Raw genomic sequence first — 16,843 nt, forward strand, 5'->3', positions numbered from 1 at the left:
TAAACCCAATTACGCCAAACAAATCAGCCTCTTGAAGACCAGTCCGGCTGCACTTTGCCATTGTGCTCACCGAGCCTCGGCGACTTGTGATGCGAGGTCAGCATCGTCCCCGAGAAAACGATTGGCGTCCGGATGCCTGGTATCCCTTCATTCTCCACCACCATCTTGCGATGCACCACTTGCGGATCCGCAAATACATCTTCCACGGTGTTGATCGGCCCGGCGGGAACGCCCACACGCGCAAGGTCGGCTAACAGATCCGTACGCTGGAAGAGCTTCGTCTGCGTTTCCATCACCGATGTCAGTTCCGCTCGATGACGTACTCTCTCCGCGTTGGTCTTGAAACGGTCGTCGGCTGCCACGGCGGAAAGCCGGAGAATATCGCATATCCGTGCGAACTGGCTGTCGTTCCCGCAGGCGATAATGATATTGCCGTCGGATACCGGGAATACCTGGTATGGCGCGATGTTGGGATGCGCATTGCCGAGCCGCGTCGGCGCCTTTCCCGAGGCGAGGAAATTCATCGCCTGGTTGGCCAGCACGCCCACCGTGCTGTCCAGGAGGGCCATATCGATATGCTGTCCCTCGCCCGTACTGTTGCGCAGAATCAAGGCGGCCTGGATAGCGATGACCGAATAGAGCCCGGTGAAGATATCGCCGAACGCGACGCCGATTTTCTGGGGTTCCCGATCAGGTTCGCCCGTCAAATCCATGATGCCGGCCATGCCCTGGACGATGAAATCATATCCTGCTCGCCCGGCGTATGGGCCGGTTTGACCAAAACCGGTAATCGAGCAGTAGATCAGCTTCGGATTGATTGCCTTCAAACTCTCATAATCAAGGCCGAACTTCCTCAACCCGCCGACCTTGAAGTTCTCGATGACGACGTCGGCGTTCGCGATCAGTGCACGAAGCTTTTCGACGTCTTCCGCCGAGTTAAAATCCGCCGTGATGCTGAGTTTTCCGCGATTGCAGCTGTGGAAGTAGGCCGCAGCGATATCTTCGCCATCCCGAATGAAGGGAGGTCCCCACCGGCGCGTATCGTCGCCCTCCGGGCTTTCCACCTTGATGACAGTCGCACCCAAGTCGGCAAGTGTCTGTCCGGCCCACGGACCAGCCAGGATACGCGCCAATTCCACGACCCTAACGCCTTCCAGCGGAAACTGCATCGATAACTCCTGACCATTCCCAAGTTGGCGGATATTGTGGGACTACATATTCGGATAGACCGGACCTTCACCACCCTGCGGCGGCACCCAGTTGATGTTCTGGTTGGGGTCCTTGATGTCGCAGGTCTTGCAGTGCACGCAGTTCTGGGCGTTGATGACGAAGGTCTCCTCACCATCCTTCTCCACCCATTCGTAGACGCCCGCCGGACAGTAACGCGTCGACGGACCGGCATAGATGTCGTGCTCCGATCGCTTCTGCAGCGCCATGTCCTTGACCTGCAGATGCACCGGCTGGTCTTCCTCGTGATTGGTGTTCGACAGGAACACCGAGGACAGACGGTCGAAGGTCAAAACGCCGTCCGGCTTCGGATAGGCGATCGGCTTGTGGTTTGCGGCAGGCTCCAATGACTGCGCATCCGTCTTGCCATGACCAAGCGTGCCGAAGAAGGAGAAGCCGAACAGCGTGTTGGTCCACATGTCGAGACCGCCGAGCGCCACACCAACCGCCGTGCCGAACTTCGACCACAGCGGCTTGACGTTCCTCACCCGCTTCAGGTCCTTGCCGATGTCGCCCTTGCGCCATTCGTTCTCGATCTCGGCCACCTCGTCATGGCTGCGGCCCGATGCGATCGCCGCCGCAACCTTCTCCGCCGCCAGCATGCCCGACAGCACCGCATTGTGGCTGCCCTTGATGCGCGGCACATTGACGAGACCGGCCGAACAGCCGATCAGCGCTCCGCCGGGGAAGGTGAGCTTCGGCACCGACTGGTAGCCGCCCTCGGTGATCGCACGTGCCCCATAGGAGAGCCGCTTGCCGCCCTCGAAGGTGCCGCGGATCGCCGGATGGGTCTTGAAGCGCTGGAACTCCTCGAAGGGATAGAGATAGGGGTTCTTGTAGTTCAGGTGGACGACGAAGCCGACCGCCACCAGATTGTCTTCGAGATGATAGAGGAAGGAGCCGCCGCCGGTCTTCATGCCGAGCGGCCAGCCGAAGGAGTGCTGCACCAGGCCCGGCCTGTGGTTCTCCGGCTTGACCTGCCAGAGTTCCTTGATGCCGATGCCGAACTTCTGCGGCTCGCGATCCTTCTGCAGATCGAACTTGGCGATCAGTTGCTTGGCGAGCGAACCGCGCACGCCTTCGCCGATCAGCACATATTTGCCGAGCAGTTCCATGCCGCGGGTATAGTTCGGGCCGGGCTCGCCGTTCCTCTCGATGCCCATGTCGCCGGTGGCGACACCGATCACCGCACCCTTATCATCGTAGAGCACTTCGGTTGCGGCAAAGCCCGGATAGATCTCGACGCCGAGTTCCTCCGCCTTGGTCGCCAGCCAGCGACAGACGTTTCCGAGCGAGACGATGTAGTTGCCGTGATTGTTCATCAAGGGCGGCATCAGCATGTTCGGCAGGCGGATCGAGCCGGCCGGGCCGAGCACCAGGAAATGATCCGCCGTCACCTCGGTCTTGAAGGGATGATCGCCATCCTCGCGCCAGCCGGGCAGCAGCCGGTCGATGCCGATCGGATCGACGACCGCGCCCGACAGGATATGGGCGCCGACCTCGGCGCCTTTCTCCAGCACCACGACCGACAGTTCCGGATCGACCTGCTTCAGCCGGATCGCCGCCGCCAGACCGGCCGGACCGGCACCGACGATCACGACGTCGAATTCCATGCTTTCACGACTCTCGGCTGCGTGCTCTTCGGTCATGATAAATGCCTGACAATCTCGATGTTGGAATGCGATGGGGTCAGCGGGTTGGCCGAGCCGGAACGTAGCTATAGTCGTAGAACCCGCGCTGCGCCTTGCGGCCGAGCCAGCCGGCTTCGACATATTTGACCAGCAGCGGACAGGGACGATATTTGCTGTCAGCCAACCCCTCATGAAGGACCTGCATGATGGAAAGGCATGTATCCAAACCGATAAAGTCAGCCAGTTCGAGCGGCCCCATTGGGTGATTGGCGCCGAGCTTCATGCCGGTATCGATGGCTTCGACGTTTCCGACCCCCTCATACAGGGTGTAGATTGCTTCGTTGATCATGGGGATGAGGACACGGTTTACGATGAAAGCCGGAAAGTCCTCGGAGACGGTGACGGTCTTGCCGATGGATTCGGCAAAATCCTTGGCTCTGGCAAATGTCCCCTGATCCGTTCCGATGCCGCGGACCAGCTCTACCAGCTTCATAACAGGAACGGGATTCATGAAGTGTATCCCTATAAAGTGATTGGGTCTGTCGGTTGACGCGGCAAGCCGCGTTATGGAGAGCGACGATGTGTTCGTCGCCAAGATCGCATCCGGCTTCAGGACAGTGCACACGTCCGTAAAAACTTTCCTCTTGATGTCTTCATTCTCGCTGACCGCTTCGATGATCAAATCAGCACTCGCCAGATCGGGAAGGGAGAACGCTCCCCTTATTCGGGAGATCGCCTGATCAGCCGCCTCAGCCGGCATTTTTCCGGTTGCCACCTGGCGTCCGAAATATCCGGAACTCGTTTCGATGCTTGCGCGAATTCGATCTTTATCGAGATCATAGACCAATGCCTCATACCCGTGTTTCGCGACGACTTCCGCGATCCCAGTCCCCATCTGGCCGGCGCCGATGATGGCGACGGTAGAAATCTTATTCGCTATAGGCATGCTGCCTCTCGTTGATCCGGAAGTTGAAGGACGGTGCCGATTGGCCGTGGGGAATTAGAAGAACGCCTGGAGGCCCGTCTGGGCACGTCCAAGGATCAGGGCGTGGACGTCGTGGGTTCCCTCATATGTGTTGACCGTCTCGAGGTTCTGCGCGTGGCGCATGACATGGTATTCGATCTGAATGCCGTTGCCGCCGTGCATATCCCGGGCTTGCCGTGCGATCTCAAGCGCCTTTCCGCAGTTGTTGCGCTTGACGATCGAGATCATTTCCGGGGCCATCTTGTGTTCGTCCATCAGGCGGCCAACGCGAAGCGAGCCCTGCAGCGCGAGCGTGATCTCGGTCATCATATCGGCAAGCTTCTTCTGATATAGTTGCATGCCCGCGAGCGGTTTGCCGAACTGCTTGCGGTCAAGACCATATTGACGAGCGCGGAACCAGCAATCTTCGGCAGCTCCCATGACGCCCCAGGAGATGCCGTAACGGGCGCGGTTGAGGCAGCCGAACGGTCCCTTGAGACCGGAAACGCCGGGCAGAAGCGCATCCTCGCTGACTTCGACGCCGTCCATCACGATTTCACCCGTGATCGAGGCACGTAGCGAAAGCTTGCCGCCGATCTTCGGAGCCGAAAGGCCCTTCATGCCCTTTTCGAGAACGAAGCCGCGTATTTCGTTGTCGTGGGCCTCAGACTTTGCCCAGACGACGAAGACATCGGCGATCGGGGAGTTCGAGATCCACATCTTCGAGCCGCGCAACCGGTAGCCGCCCTCGATTTTCTCGGCGCGGGTTTTCATACCGCCGGGATCGGAGCCTGCGTCGGGCTCGGTCAGGCCGAAACAGCCGATCAGCTCACCCGAAACGAGACCCGGCAGATATTTCTTCTTCTGCTCGTCAGAGCCGTAGGCGAAGATCGGGTAAATGACGAGCGAGGACTGCACGCTCATCATCGAGCGATATCCGGAGTCGATGCGCTCGACCTCGCGAGCAACCAGGCCATAGGCGACGTAGGATGCGTTCGCGGCGCCGTATTCTTCCGGCAGCGTCACACCGAGAAGACCCGTCTGCCCCATCAGCCTGAACAGTTCGGGGTCCGTCATTTCCTCGAGATAGGCGTCCGCAACGCGCGGCAAGAGTTCGGACTCTGCAAAAGCCGCAGCGGACTCGCGGATCATCCGTTCATCTTCGGTCAACTGGTCGTCGAGCAGAAAGGGATCATTCCAAGAAAAGGCCAAGTTCGTCGTCCTCCCATTGAGGTTATCGGCAATTCGAAATTGACGGAATTAAAGCCGCTTTTTGACGGCTGACAAAGCGAGGTTTACTCATCAGCCTATGAGGTATAGTAATAGCTGATGGCAAACCTATCGCGAAGACTCCTCCCCTCGACTTCAGCTCTCGCCGCCTTTGATTCCGTCGCACGGCTGCACACCTTTTCTGCGGCGGCAGACGAACTTTCCCTGACGCAGGGAGCCATCAGTCGTCAGATCGCCACACTGGAGGACCAGCTCGGCGTTTTGCTGTTCGAGCGGACCAGCCGCGGTGTCATTCTCACGGAGGCAGGCACCGACTATGCGCGGGCGATTGCCGGCGCCCTGGCGGAAATCCGTTCCGCTTCACTGCAGGCCATGACCAAACAGCATAGAGATCAGCTCAATCTTGCCATCTTGCCGACCTTCGGCACCCGCTGGCTGATGCCGCGCATTCCGCAGTTCGTGTCGAGACATCCGGAGATCACGTTGAACTTCGCGACGCGCATCGGCATATTCGATTTCGACCGCGACGACATCGATATGGCGATCCATGTCGGTCAGCCTGATTGGCCGGGCGCCGAAAGCACATTTCTCATGGAAGAGATGGTCGCACCGGTCGCATCGCCCTCTTTTCTCAGCACGCATCCGATCGTGACGGCTGAAGATCTGCTTCGTCTTCCGCTGCTGCAGATGGCCTCTCGCCCCGGGGCCTGGAGCCATTTTTTCGAAAGCCTCCAGGTCGATGGCACCCCGTTGCAGGCGATGCGGTTCGAACAGTTCAGCAGCGTCGCCCAGGCCTGCATCGCCGGATTGGGGCTCGCACTGATGCCGCCGTTCCTGATCGACTCCGAGCTCGCGAACGGGCAACTCGTTCAAGCCTTCCCGCATCAGGTCAAAAGCCCCAGCGCCTATTATGCGGTGGCGCCTCTCAGCAGGAAGGATTTCCGCCCTGTCGTGGCGTTCCGCGCATGGCTGCTGGAACAGGTCGCGCTCTATAAGAAGGGCGTTGCCGGCTGATAGCGGGCGATGGCCGCCAATAACAGCCGATGAACCCTGCCTTCGATAATTCCCTGATGCTCGATTGCGAGCGCTGCTTGACTCCTCCGTCAAATCCTGCCAGTTTATGCTAACGTTAGCATAAGGAATGCGCATTTGCACCTTCAATTGAAGAACGCCAGCATGCAAGGGAAACGCTTCACGACCAGCAGGGCCCTGGTGAAGGATGTTCAATTGCTCGGCCGCCTGCTGTGCGAGGCTATTGAAGCAAGCGACGGCAAGGAGGCCCGTGAGATCGTCGAACAGGTCCGCACTCTCTCGGTTGCCGGCCATAGAAAGACCGGTCCGCACTTGCACGACAAGCTCGCCCCCTTCTGTGCAGATATGCCTCCCCGGACGCTCAAGCGCGTAATCCGTGCCTTCAGCCAGTTTTCTCAGCTCATGAATATTGCCGAGGACGCGCACCAAGCCAGGATGCAGCGCTTCAGCGTCGTCGATCGCGAACCTGCCATGCCGGGAACGATTGCCAGATCGCTGTCGGTTCTGGCCGCGGCCGGTATTGAGGCGGAAGATATCCGCAAACTGCTTTTTGAAGCGGTCGTCTCGCCCGTTTTCACGGCGCATCCGACCGAGGTTCGGCGCAAGAGCGTTATCGAAATCGAGCAGGAGCTTGCACGATGCCTGACGCAGCTCGACCAGGCCGGCCTCACCGAGCAGGAGATAGGGCGGCATCAAGAGGATTTGGAAAGAGCGACGACAACGCTTTGGCAAACGAACAGTCTGCGGGGCCGGCGGCTGCAGGTCGTCGATGAAATCCTCAATGGCTTATCCTATTACGACAGCACCATTTTCCGCGTCATCCCGGAGGTGTACGAGAGTCTCGAAAATCAGCTTCGAGACTCACCCTGGAGTTTCGGTCGGGACGCGCTGCCGCCATTCCTGCGCATGGGGTCCTGGATCGGCGGCGACCGGGATGGCAATCCCTATGTCAACGGTGAGACCTTGAAAGAGGCGCTCCGGCTGCAGAGCGAGCGAGTTTTCGCGTTCTATCTCGGCGAACTGCACGGCCTTGGCGCCGAACTTTCCCTGGATGACCGGTATGTGAGGGTCTCGCAGGAGCTTCGGCAGCTCGCGACCGACTCTCCCGACAGATCGGAGCAGCGCCGGCACGAGCCGTATCGCCTGGCGATTTCGGGCATGTATGCTCGCCTGGCGGCCACGGCGCGCAATTTCGGCAGCGCCGAATTGGTTCGCGAGCCTGTGGCGGCGGCGCCATCCTACCTCAACCCTGCCGAATTCGCCAACGACTTGGCGACGATCAGCAAATCGCTGACGGCCAACGGCGCAGAAAAGATCGCCGCAGGAAAACTGCGCAGGCTCCAACGCGCGATAGACGTCTTTGGCTTTCACCTCGTCAGCCTGGACTTGAGACAGAATTCCGAGGTTCATCAACGGGTTGTTCATGAGCTTTTCGAGAGTGTGCGGCCTGGCACAGGGTACGGGGCGTTGGCCGAGGGCGACCAGATCCGCCTGCTCACTGAGGAGCTTCGATCTTCCCAGCTGCTGACCACACCGCTCAAGGCCTATTCGGCCGAGACGATGTCAGAGCTTTCCGTTCTACGTGAAGCTGCCGAAGCCCATAAACGCTATGGCCGCGCCAGCATCCCCAACTACATCATTTCGAAGGCCGCAAGCCCGTCCGACCTGTTGGAGGTGATGGTCCTGTTCCGCGAGGCAGGACTGTTCCGGCCCGATGAACCTGAAGCCGCGTCAGTCAACATCATACCGCTTTTCGAGACGATTTCGGATCTTCGAAGGTCGCATGACGTGATGCAGACGGTTTTGGCCATCGAGGCCTACCGGACATATCTGCAAGCGCTTGGCGGCAAGCAGGAGGTCATGCTCGGCTACTCCGACAGCAATAAGGATGGCGGCTATCTGACCTCGGGATGGGAGTTGTATAAGGCGGAGACGGCCTTCATTCCGCTCTTTGAGCGAGAAGGCCTTCGCCTCGGCTTGTTTCACGGTCGCGGCGGCTCCGTCGGTCGCGGCGGCGGTCCCAGCTATGAAGCCATCACCGCCCTGCCGCCTGGCGCGGTTGCCGGGTCGATCCGGCTGACGGAACAAGGGGAAGTCATCGCAGCGAAATATTCCAATCCAGCGCTCGGCCGCCGCAATCTCGAACTTCTGATCGCCGCGACCCTGGAAGCGTCCCTGCTGCCCTCCGAGGCACAGGAACCGGATTCCGACTATCTCGGCGCCATGGAGGAACTGTCGGATCTCGCTTTTGCAGCCTATCGCTGTCTGGTTTACGAGACCGAGGGCTTCGAACGGTTCTTCTGGGAAGCAACGATCATCGGCGAAATCGCAAAACTCAATATCGGCAGCCGCCCGGCCTCACGCAGCGCCTCACGTCGCATCGAAGACCTTCGCGCAATACCCTGGGTGTTCGGCTGGTCGCAGAGCCGCATAATGTTGCCGGGCTGGTTTGGATTTGGCTCGGCGGTGCGACAGTGGTTGGCGAGACGTCCCGACGGCTTGCAAACTCTTCAGGCAATGCATCGGGACTGGCCCTTTTTCCAGACACTGATTGCCAACATGGAGATGGTTCTGGCCAAGGCCAATATGGCGATCGCGGCGCGTTATGTGAATCTCGCGCCCGACGCATCCGCCCATGAGCAAATCTTCGCACGCATCAAAGACGAATGGGAAGCGACGACGTCTGCGTTATGCTCCATAACGGATCAAGCCTCACTGCTCGAGAACAATCCGGCACTGAAGCAGTCGATCCATCATCGCTTTCCATGCCTCGATCCGCTGAACCACATGCAGATCGACCTTCTTCGCCGCCACCGTACCGGACAAGGCGATCAGGATACCGAAGAGGCGCTGCATCTGACCATCAACGGCATCGCCGCGGGGCTACGCAACAGCGGGTAGCGAGCCGCCAATGCAGATGGTGTAAGCCTATTTTTCTTGACCGCGACAATGCCGTTGCGCTAACGTTCGCACAAATGGGAGGAATTCATGACGCGGACCGTGCTGTTGACCGATTACGCCTGGCCGGATGACAAAGTAGAACGGGAGGTGATCGAGCGGGCCGGGTTCACACTCGTCAGCGGCCCTGCCGAACCTTCTCCATCTGCCGAGATAGACGTTTTGGCTGCAGAACATCAGCCGGACGCGATTCTGACCTGCTGGGCCCAGGTCAGCGAGACGGCAATCGCTGCGTCTCCCAATCTCAAGATCGTCGCCCGCCTTGGCGTTGGCCTCGACAATATTGCTGTCGACGCCGCGACGGAGCGGGGGATATGGGTTACGAATGTTCCCGATTATTGCGTCGCGGAGGTCTCCGACCACGCCGTCGGTTTTGCACTTGCCTGGGCCCGTGGCCTGATCCGCTTTGATCGCGAAGTTCGCGACGGGCGCTGGGATCCGGCTTCGGCAAATCTGCGCAGGCTTTCGGAGCTGGCCTGCGGCATCATCGGCTTTGGCCGCATCGGTCGTGCGACTGCGGCAAAAATGCAGGCGCTCGGGTGCCGGGTGCTAGCTTACGATCCTCATGCCTCGAATATTCCTGCGAATGTGGAGCTTGCCGATTTCGATACCCTTCTGGCCAGGAGCGATATCGTCATCGTGCATGCGCCGCTTGCGCCTGCGACGCGCCACCTGATCAACAGAGACGCCATCTCGAAGATGCGCCGCGGAAGCCTGCTGATCAACGTCAGCCGAGGCGGCGTCGTCGATACCGCTGCCGTGATCGAGGGGCTGAACTCCGGCATTCTGAGCGGTGTCGGCCTTGATGTCCTCGAGGACGAACCACGCGTTCCACCGGAGCTGATCGCTCATCCCGGCGCGATGATCACCCCGCACGTCGCCTTTTCCTCGGATGCTTCGCTGATCGAGCTGCGTCGCCGGGCGGCGGAAGAGGTTGTCAGGGTCCTCTCCGGAGAGATGCCCGAACAACCCCGCAACAGCCCCCGCCGCTAATGCCGCAAGGACACTGGTTTCATGTCTGAAGACGAGACGACGATTTTCGATGATTTCCTGCTGAAGAGCGGCCTGAAAAATACTTCCGAGGAAGCGGTCTACGAGCCGCTGACCGGCGGCGTTTCTTCGGATATCTACCGCGTGGGACTTCCCGGCCGGCTGCTTTGTGTGAAACGCGCACTTCCCAAACTCAAGGTGTCTGCTGATTGGCAGGCGCCGGTGTCGAGAAATGTATACGAATGGAACTGGATTTCCTTCGTGGCGCAGCATTTTCCTTCCGCCGTGCCGAAGCCGCTCGCACATGACGCGTCGTCCGGCGTCTTCGCAATGGAGTTCCTTCCCGGCGACGAATACCCGCTCTGGAAGACCCAGCTGCTCCAGGGACACGTCGACCGAAAGGCGGCAGAGGTAACCGGCCGGCGGATCGGACAGATCCATTCCGTCAGTGCCCGTACGCCGGGCTTGCGGGATCAGTTCGACTCCGGCTCGAATTTCTATGCTCTTCGGCTCGAGCCCTATCTGGTGGCGACTGCCGCCAAACATCCCTTCGTCAGTGATCGCCTCGCAGAGCTGGTTCAGCGCACGGCCGAAACAAAGCTGGCGCTGGTCCATGGCGACGTCAGCCCGAAGAACATCCTTCTGGGTGAAAGCGGCCCGGTGTTCCTGGATGCCGAATGCGCCTGGTTCGGCGATCCGGCTTTCGACCTGGCCTTCTGCCTCAACCATCTCTTGTTGAAGAAGATCATTATCGGAGAAGCGGAGCCGGAGCTCGCCTCGTCATTCGCGGCTTTGACGGCAGCCTACCTGGATCAAGTCGACTGGGAGGACCGGCATGCTCTCGAAGCGCGGGCCGCAAGCTTGTTGCCCGCCCTCTTCCTCGCTCGGATCGACGGCAAATCGCCCGTCGAGTACATAACCGATGAATGCCAGCGCGAAATGGTCCGCAAAGCCGCAATCCCGCTGATCGCATCGCCTCGGCAAAAGCTGGCTGACGTGGCTCAGGCCTGGTTTTCATAATGCATAGGGTCTTCGGACAGCGGCATATTTCGTTGCCGTTGCGCCGAAACCGCGTGGTCTTGTGGAATGCTCAGAAGAGCGAATAACGACGTTCACGCGGCACTTCCCATCATCACGAAAATCACATTTTCGAAGCCGCGATCGGCACGGCGCATGGGCGGCGGAACAGGGCGCATCGGGAAAGCGGTGCATTCATTTTCAATGAGGGTGTGAAAGCCATCGCGAGGTTGTCGCGATGGCGGATGAAGACTTCGCATCTGCTTCGGCTTCAGAAGCGAGCGACCCAGCCTTCAAACGCAACCAGGAAGCTCTCGATGAACTTCTGGGTTCCTTCGTTGAGGAACACACCATGGTCACCCACCAACTTGTCTGCCGTGCTGAGGTAAACTTCAGGCTGAGGCATGGTCGGCACGTTGATGTTGGTCAAGATAACCCTGAGCTGAAGCGCCGCAGCGGCTGCGCCGATGAGACCGGGAGAAGCCCCCGTCACCGCGCCGGGCTTGTGATCCCACACGCTCTTCCCGAATGGCCGAGAACCGATTTCGATCGCATTCTTCAATGCCGCCGGTACGGATCTATTGTATTCGGGCGTCACGAAGATTGCTCCGTCGCAAGCCTTGATGCGCTCGCGGAAGGACGTCCACTCCGCCGGCGGCGTCTCGGTCTCCAGGTCCTGATTATAAAGCGGAAGATCGCCGATCGGGACGATTTCCAGGTTCAGCCCGTCGGGCGCCACTTTCTGCATGGCGCGGGCGAGCTTCAGGTTGATCGAAGCCTGACGAAGGCTTCCGACCAGGACCGCGATATCTTTCTTGGACATGTTCTCTCTTCTCGCGTGATGGCGCCGGCGATAGCCGACGCCGGTGATTGTTACTGATAAGAGGCCGGGACCGGCGGAACGACCACGTAGTTGCTGAAGCCGCCGTCGCGTTCGCCGATGCCGGAAATGGCTTCGTTTACCCGCTCGAGGGGATAGATCTTGTGCTCGAGATAGGAGAGATCGAGTGCGCCGGTGCGGACCATGTCGGCCATTTCCTGCCCCTGGGCAGCGCTGAACCAGTTGGAGCCGATGAGCTGAACCTGCTCGTCCATCAGCCATTTCACGTCGACCGGAACATCTTCCGCGACGCCGCCAACGATAACCACGCGGCCGCCTCGGCGAACGCCGCGCATGGAATCGATCACGGTGGCGGCCGGGGCGCGCGCGCCGAGCGCACTGATGACGAAATCCACGCCCTCGCCGCCGGTCTCAGCCTTCGCCCATTCTCCCGTCGAGCCTTCGCCGAGCATCATCGTGTCGATGCGGTCCGGAGCGATGGCCTTGATGCGATCCATCAATTCCTTGTTTCTGCCGGTGCCCAGAATTTTGGAGAGGCCCATCGCAAGAGCGAGCTTGGTGGTCGCGACGCCGAGCGTACCGGTGATCCCGTCGATGAGGCAAACCTGGCCCGGTCCGGCCTGCGCGTTCTTCAGGGCGCCGTAGGATGTACCGAGGTAGCCGAAGCGGCCGGCCTGCTCGAAGCTGAGATTGTCCGGCAGGCACACGAGGGAATATTCCGGGGCCGTCATGTATTGGCTGAAGCCGCCATAGGGATAAAGATCGAAGATCCTTTGACCATCGCGGCTGGTGCTGAAGTAGCCATTCAAGGTGTAATAACGGCATTGACTGCGGTTGCCGGACCGGCACGCCTTGCAGGAGCCACAGGACCTGAGAGGGCTGACATATACGCGATCGCCAATTTTGACATTGGTGACCGCCTCGCCGACTTCGGCGACGACCCCGGCTGGATCCAGGCCAAACACTGCCGGAAACTTCGGCAGCGGCTGGTGGGGAAACCAGGTCGGCCAATTATTGATGACGTTGGCCATGTTGGGCACGATACCGCAGGCCCTGACCTGTACCAGAACGTCGTTGGGCCGCGGCGTGGGAACCGGAATCTCATCCAGCGACATCGGCTGATGCAGAGCATGCAGCCGAGCGGCAATCATAGTCTTAACCATTCACTCCTCCATGGGGACATCGGTCGGACGGTGCCCGACCGAATGCTTTTTTGCAGTTTCAGACAGGCGCGCGGCAAAGCGCCGTGCGGCATTCGTCAGGGGGCTGGGAATTCCTTTCCGGCCGGCCGGAAGTCCGCGGGCCAGACGGTCACCCAATCCTTTCCTTGAACTTGCTTGAGCTTCGTCGATGGCTTGCCGGCATTGAACTTGCCGTCGAACGTCCTTGGCCCGACAACCGTCTCGACGGTATTCGAGCGCAACCACGCAGCCATTGCGGCGTCGTCCAGTTTCCCTGCCCCTTCCGCAGCGGCGGCAAGGATTTGCCATGCAGCATATTCGACGGCCGCCTGATACTCTGCGCGCGGATAAGGGAAGCCTGCCGCCTTGGCCTTGCTGTCGTAAGCGCTCACGAATTCCTGTGCGCCGTGATAGGTGAGGAAGGGCTCGTGCTCTTCAAACCAGGTCAGCGAGGTCAAGCTGTTTGCTTTGGGGTGAGCTGCGGTCGGGCCGGGCGCCGGGAACAGGTAGAATTGGTTTCTTGGCTGATAGTCGATCCGGCTCATCGCATCGAGAAGCTGCACGGCCTCCATGCCGATCGCGCCGGACCACAGCAGGTCCGGATCAGCCGCCTTGATGCGGTTGGCGATTGCACCGAAATCCTTCGTGCCGAACTCGTATTCGAGGTCCAGCACGCTCTTGATGCCACGCTTCTCTGCGACCTGCTGGCCGCCCTTGGCGATCGTCAGAGCCGAGGGGAATTTGCTCGTGACGAAAGCGATCGTCTTGGGAGGCGTCGGCAGGCTCGCATAAGCATCGAGAACGACCTCGGTATCGGCCAACTGCGGCTCGGCTCCGATCGGAAGAGACGGGAACTGCAGGGGATACGGCGCCAGACTCGGGTCTCCAAGACTGCTCTGGACAAGCACCTTCTTGAACCGGGCGGCAACGCCCATTGCCGCGATGATCGAGGACGTGCCGTATGGCCCCATCAGCAGGTCGACCTTATCGGCCGTCACCAGGCGCTCATAGAGCGTTCGGGCATTGGCGGGAAGTGATTGGTCGTCGAGAAGGACGAATTCCACCTTTCGTCCGAGAATACCGCCTTTGGCGTTGATCTGTTCGACGAACACCTCGGCCGCGAGCTTGTGGATTGCGCCCACACCCGCGAGCGGACCCGTCAACGGCAGCGTTCCGCCGACGCGGATCGGCCCCTCCTGGGCAAAAACCCTCGGTATCGAGCTGAAAGCTGCTACTGCGGCTGCAGACCCGAGGAATGCTCGTCTCTTCAGTATAATGGAATTCGCACTCATCTCATCCTCCCAAGTGCTTCCGGCATGTCATTATCAATCCCTGCCGCCGGCGGCAGGCCTCAGCGCTTCGCCAGCGCTTCCGCGTAGCGTTCCAGCGTCATAGGGTTCGGCATTTTTTCGGGGCGCTCCAGCGGCACTCCCGTAAATTCGCTGGCCTCGAAGAACCACTTCGAGACGGCTGGCATGCCCCAATGCACGTTGGTGCTGAGGGATGCCGCATCCCAGCGAATGGGCTCCAACTCCGCGTCTATCGTGGTGTAGTGATTGTTGAAGAACTCCACCCGATGCCCATCGGGATCACGCAGATAGACGAACAGGACTCCCGAAGGTCCATGTCGTCCAGGCCCCCGCTCAACGCTGTCGCCATAGCCATAACGGCTGGCGAAATCGCACACGGCGAAGATGTCGCTGCTTTCTGCAACCGTGTAAGCGAAATGATGCAGCTGCGGACCGATACCGGGCACCAAGGCCAGGTCGAGGCAAACACCTTTGCGATACATGAAGTTCGCAATGAGATCGTCGCCTGCCGCGATATATTCCGAAGTCCGGAAACCGAGCTCGCCATAGAACGCGCTGAGAGCCAGCGGATTGGCAACCATGACCTGGCAATGGTCGAGGCCCTGGGCTCGGGCGCCACGATGTTCATGCACTTCGAGAAACTTGCGGGGATGGACGCTCATGCTGGAGCAAAGCTCGATACGCGCACCGGACGGATCGCTGACAAGCAGAGTCCGCCCCTGGTTTCGAACTTCGACCCATTCTGTCGGCAGCCCTTTCTCATCGAAGAAGATCTTGGCCTTCTCGAGATCCTCTTCGAGGAACACCCGGTAACCGATCCGCTTGCACGCCGGCTTCCCGTCGGCAGGTGCGAGCACGAGGCTGTGATGGCAGGCCTCGGACAATCCGCGAAGATAGGAAACACCGTCGGCGAATTCTGTTTCGACCAGGCCGCCGACATTGACGTAGAAATCTCGGCTGCGCTCCACATCATCGACATCGAGCACGACATGGCTGAAGCGCGTGATGTTGAACGGAGGTTTCAGATTAACGGCCGGAAGCATGTTGCCCTCGTGGAATTTTGCTAACGTTAGCATAAAATGGCCAAGTCTTTTGTCAACGCCTGTTTTCGAGCGAGAGCAGCAGCCGGCCCATCCAAATTCTAACCGACAGCGACAGCCGCGGCCGGCTTTTCAGCCAAGTCTAGCGCCGACCAGCCGGCGAACGAAGCCTCTTTTCCAAGGGCTTCCTCGATCCGGAGGACCTCGTTCCACTTGGCCATCCGTTCGGAGCGGGAGAACGATCCAACCTTGAGCTGCTTGGCATCCCAGCCGACCGACAGATGGGCGATCGTCACATCTTCCGTCTCACCGGATCTGGCCGAAACGATCGTCCGGAAACCCGCCTTCTTGGCCACGCAAAGCGCCTCGAATGTCTCTGTGATCGTGCCCGCCTGGTTCGGCTTGATCAGAACCGCATTGGCGCTTTTCTCCTTGATCGCTTCGGTGACACGCGCCGCGTTCGTCACGAAGAAGTCGTCGCCGATGATCTGGCATCTGGAGCCGTAGCGGGCGGTGAACTCCTTGAAGCCATCCGGATCGTCCTCGGCAAGCGGATCCTCGATGGAGACGATCGGGTAAGCCTTCAACCAGCCGCCAAGCATGTCGATCATTTTGGCCGTATCGAGCTGCCGGTCTTCCAAGGCCAGCGAATACTTACCTTCGCGACCGAATTCGGAAGCCGCGATATCGAGCGATATCGCGACGTCGGCGCCTGGCTTCAGGCCCGCGGCCTCGATCGAGCGAACCAAGGCGTCGAGAGCCTCTTCATTGCTGGTAAAAGCAGGCCAGTAGCCTCCCTCGTCCGCCACGCCCTGGAGCTTGCCGGCGCGCTTCATGATGTCGCCTGCTGCGCGATAAACCTCTGCGGTCCACTCCAAAGCCTCCGAGAACGTCGAGGCGGCAGGGCACATGATCATGAAATCCTGAACGTCTACCCGGCGCGCCGCGTGCGCGCCGCCGCCAAAGATCTGGATTTCCGGCAGCGGCATCGTAATTCCCCTGTCGGAACCCGCGAGATACCGCCAGATCGGTTGATCGGCGGCTGCCGCTGCCGCGTGAAGCAGCGCCATCGACGTTGCCACCGATGCATTTCCACCCAGCCTGCTCCGGTTCGCAGTGCCGTCCAGGTTGATGATGGCGCGGTCCACTTCGGCTTGATCCCTGGCATCCCGGCCAATCAGCAACCTGGCGATTTCACCGTTGACGGCGGTCAGGGCCTTGTTGATACCCAGGCCGGCAAGGGCGCTGCCGCCGTCACGAAGGTCGAGTGCTTCGCCGGTGCCGGTCGATGCGCCGGCGGGAGCGATGGCCCTGCCGGTCGCACCGGAGGCCAATTCGATCTCCACCTCGACAGTGGGCCTGCCACGGGAATCCCAGACGCGACGACCCTGCACTTTTCGGATTTCGGTGTTGATCATGTTC

General features: G+C 60.0%; 13 protein-coding genes. 4 read left to right on the plus strand and 9 right to left on the minus strand.

Features of this window, described 5'->3' with window-relative positions; all coding sequences use genetic code 11:
• Window positions 1-23: 23 nt before the first annotated feature.
• From ATY78_RS11210 to ATY78_RS11225, 4 genes are read right to left on the minus strand one after another with little or no spacing between them, the layout of a single operon-like run.
• Window positions 24-1,169 (minus strand): CaiB/BaiF CoA-transferase family protein, encoded by a 1,146-nt coding sequence (locus ATY78_RS11210; protein ID WP_088682405.1) that lies wholly within the window; start codon window positions 1,167-1,169, stop codon window positions 24-26.
• Between the two features lie 42 nt (window positions 1,170-1,211).
• Entirely contained in the window at window positions 1,212-2,876 is a 1,665-nt protein-coding gene (locus tag ATY78_RS11215; protein ID WP_088682406.1) for an electron transfer flavoprotein-ubiquinone oxidoreductase, read from the minus strand.
• 40 nt (window positions 2,877-2,916) lie between these two features.
• Window positions 2,917-3,804 carry a 3-hydroxybutyryl-CoA dehydrogenase gene (locus ATY78_RS11220; protein ID WP_088682407.1) on the minus strand — a complete coding sequence of 296 codons (888 nt, stop codon included), beginning with the start codon at window positions 3,802-3,804 and terminating at the stop codon, window positions 2,917-2,919.
• Between the two features lie 54 nt (window positions 3,805-3,858).
• Window positions 3,859-5,034 (minus strand): acyl-CoA dehydrogenase, encoded by a 1,176-nt coding sequence (locus ATY78_RS11225; RefSeq protein WP_088682408.1) that lies wholly within the window; start codon window positions 5,032-5,034, stop codon window positions 3,859-3,861.
• A 117-nt stretch (window positions 5,035-5,151) separates the two neighbouring features.
• Between ATY78_RS11225 and ATY78_RS11230 the strand changes: the two genes are divergently transcribed.
• The 4 genes from ATY78_RS11230 (at window position 5,152) to ATY78_RS11245 (ending at window position 11,052) form a co-directional block, all read left to right on the plus strand.
• Window positions 5,152-6,066 carry a LysR family transcriptional regulator gene (locus ATY78_RS11230; RefSeq protein ID WP_088682409.1) on the plus strand — a complete coding sequence of 305 codons (915 nt, stop codon included), beginning with the start codon at window positions 5,152-5,154 and terminating at the stop codon, window positions 6,064-6,066.
• A 162-nt stretch (window positions 6,067-6,228) separates the two neighbouring features.
• Window positions 6,229-8,985, plus strand: a complete 2,757-nt coding sequence (gene ppc, locus ATY78_RS11235; RefSeq protein ID WP_088682410.1) for a phosphoenolpyruvate carboxylase — start codon at window positions 6,229-6,231, stop codon at window positions 8,983-8,985.
• Between the two features lie 87 nt (window positions 8,986-9,072).
• Window positions 9,073-10,035, plus strand: coding sequence for a C-terminal binding protein (locus ATY78_RS11240; protein ID WP_088682411.1), 963 nt, complete (start codon window positions 9,073-9,075; stop codon window positions 10,033-10,035).
• 21 nt (window positions 10,036-10,056) lie between these two features.
• The gene (locus tag ATY78_RS11245) at window positions 10,057-11,052 is read left to right on the plus strand and encodes an aminoglycoside phosphotransferase family protein (protein ID WP_088682412.1); all 996 of its coding nucleotides are present in this window, start codon (window positions 10,057-10,059) and stop codon (window positions 11,050-11,052) included.
• 268 nt (window positions 11,053-11,320) lie between these two features.
• Here ATY78_RS11245 and ATY78_RS11250 read toward each other — a convergent pair whose 3' ends face one another.
• The 5 genes from ATY78_RS11250 to eno form a co-directional block, all read right to left on the minus strand.
• Entirely contained in the window at window positions 11,321-11,872 is a 552-nt protein-coding gene (locus tag ATY78_RS11250; RefSeq protein WP_088682413.1) for an NAD(P)H-dependent oxidoreductase, read from the minus strand.
• A 50-nt stretch (window positions 11,873-11,922) separates the two neighbouring features.
• Window positions 11,923-13,041 (minus strand): alcohol dehydrogenase catalytic domain-containing protein, encoded by a 1,119-nt coding sequence (locus tag ATY78_RS11255; RefSeq protein WP_190237449.1) that lies wholly within the window; start codon window positions 13,039-13,041, stop codon window positions 11,923-11,925.
• A 107-nt stretch (window positions 13,042-13,148) separates the two neighbouring features.
• Window positions 13,149-14,363 carry an amino acid ABC transporter substrate-binding protein gene (locus ATY78_RS11260; protein WP_190237439.1) on the minus strand — a complete coding sequence of 405 codons (1,215 nt, stop codon included), beginning with the start codon at window positions 14,361-14,363 and terminating at the stop codon, window positions 13,149-13,151.
• A 59-nt stretch (window positions 14,364-14,422) separates the two neighbouring features.
• Entirely contained in the window at window positions 14,423-15,457 is a 1,035-nt protein-coding gene (locus tag ATY78_RS11265) for a VOC family protein (RefSeq protein WP_348626690.1), read from the minus strand.
• A gap of 65 nt (window positions 15,458-15,522) precedes the next feature.
• Entirely contained in the window at window positions 15,523-16,839 is a 1,317-nt protein-coding gene (gene eno, locus ATY78_RS11270; RefSeq protein WP_088682416.1) for a phosphopyruvate hydratase, read from the minus strand.
• Between the last annotated feature and the right edge of the window lie 4 nt (window positions 16,840-16,843).

The organism is Rhizobium sp. R635, from assembly GCF_002211285.1.
In the GTDB taxonomy this organism is placed as follows: Bacteria; Pseudomonadota; Alphaproteobacteria; order Rhizobiales; family Rhizobiaceae; genus Rhizobium.

Excerpts from the sequence above, each read along its gene's own strand:
- ATY78_RS11220 (WP_088682407.1), bottom strand. The coding sequence starts at position 3,804 with ATGCCTATAGCGAATAAGATTTCTACCGTCGCCATCATCGGCGCCGGC.
- eno (WP_088682416.1), bottom strand. The coding sequence starts at position 16,839 with ATGATCAACACCGAAATCCGAAAAGTGCAGGGTCGTCGCGTCTGGGAT.
- ATY78_RS11240 (WP_088682411.1), top strand. The coding sequence starts at position 9,073 with ATGACGCGGACCGTGCTGTTGACCGATTACGCCTGGCCGGATGACAAA.
- ATY78_RS11260 (WP_190237439.1), bottom strand. The coding sequence starts at position 14,363 with ATGAGTGCGAATTCCATTATACTGAAGAGACGAGCATTCCTCGGGTCT.
- ATY78_RS11215 (WP_088682406.1), bottom strand. The coding sequence starts at position 2,876 with ATGACCGAAGAGCACGCAGCCGAGAGTCGTGAAAGCATGGAATTCGAC.
- ATY78_RS11210 (WP_088682405.1), bottom strand. The coding sequence starts at position 1,169 with ATGCAGTTTCCGCTGGAAGGCGTTAGGGTCGTGGAATTGGCGCGTATC.
- ATY78_RS11230 (WP_088682409.1), top strand. The coding sequence starts at position 5,152 with ATGGCAAACCTATCGCGAAGACTCCTCCCCTCGACTTCAGCTCTCGCC.
- ATY78_RS11265 (WP_348626690.1), bottom strand. The coding sequence starts at position 15,457 with ATGCTAACGTTAGCAAAATTCCACGAGGGCAACATGCTTCCGGCCGTT.
- ATY78_RS11250 (WP_088682413.1), bottom strand. The coding sequence starts at position 11,872 with ATGTCCAAGAAAGATATCGCGGTCCTGGTCGGAAGCCTTCGTCAGGCT.
- ppc (WP_088682410.1), top strand. The coding sequence starts at position 6,229 with ATGCAAGGGAAACGCTTCACGACCAGCAGGGCCCTGGTGAAGGATGTT.
- ATY78_RS11245 (WP_088682412.1), top strand. The coding sequence starts at position 10,057 with ATGTCTGAAGACGAGACGACGATTTTCGATGATTTCCTGCTGAAGAGC.
- ATY78_RS11255 (WP_190237449.1), bottom strand. The coding sequence starts at position 13,041 with ATGATTGCCGCTCGGCTGCATGCTCTGCATCAGCCGATGTCGCTGGAT.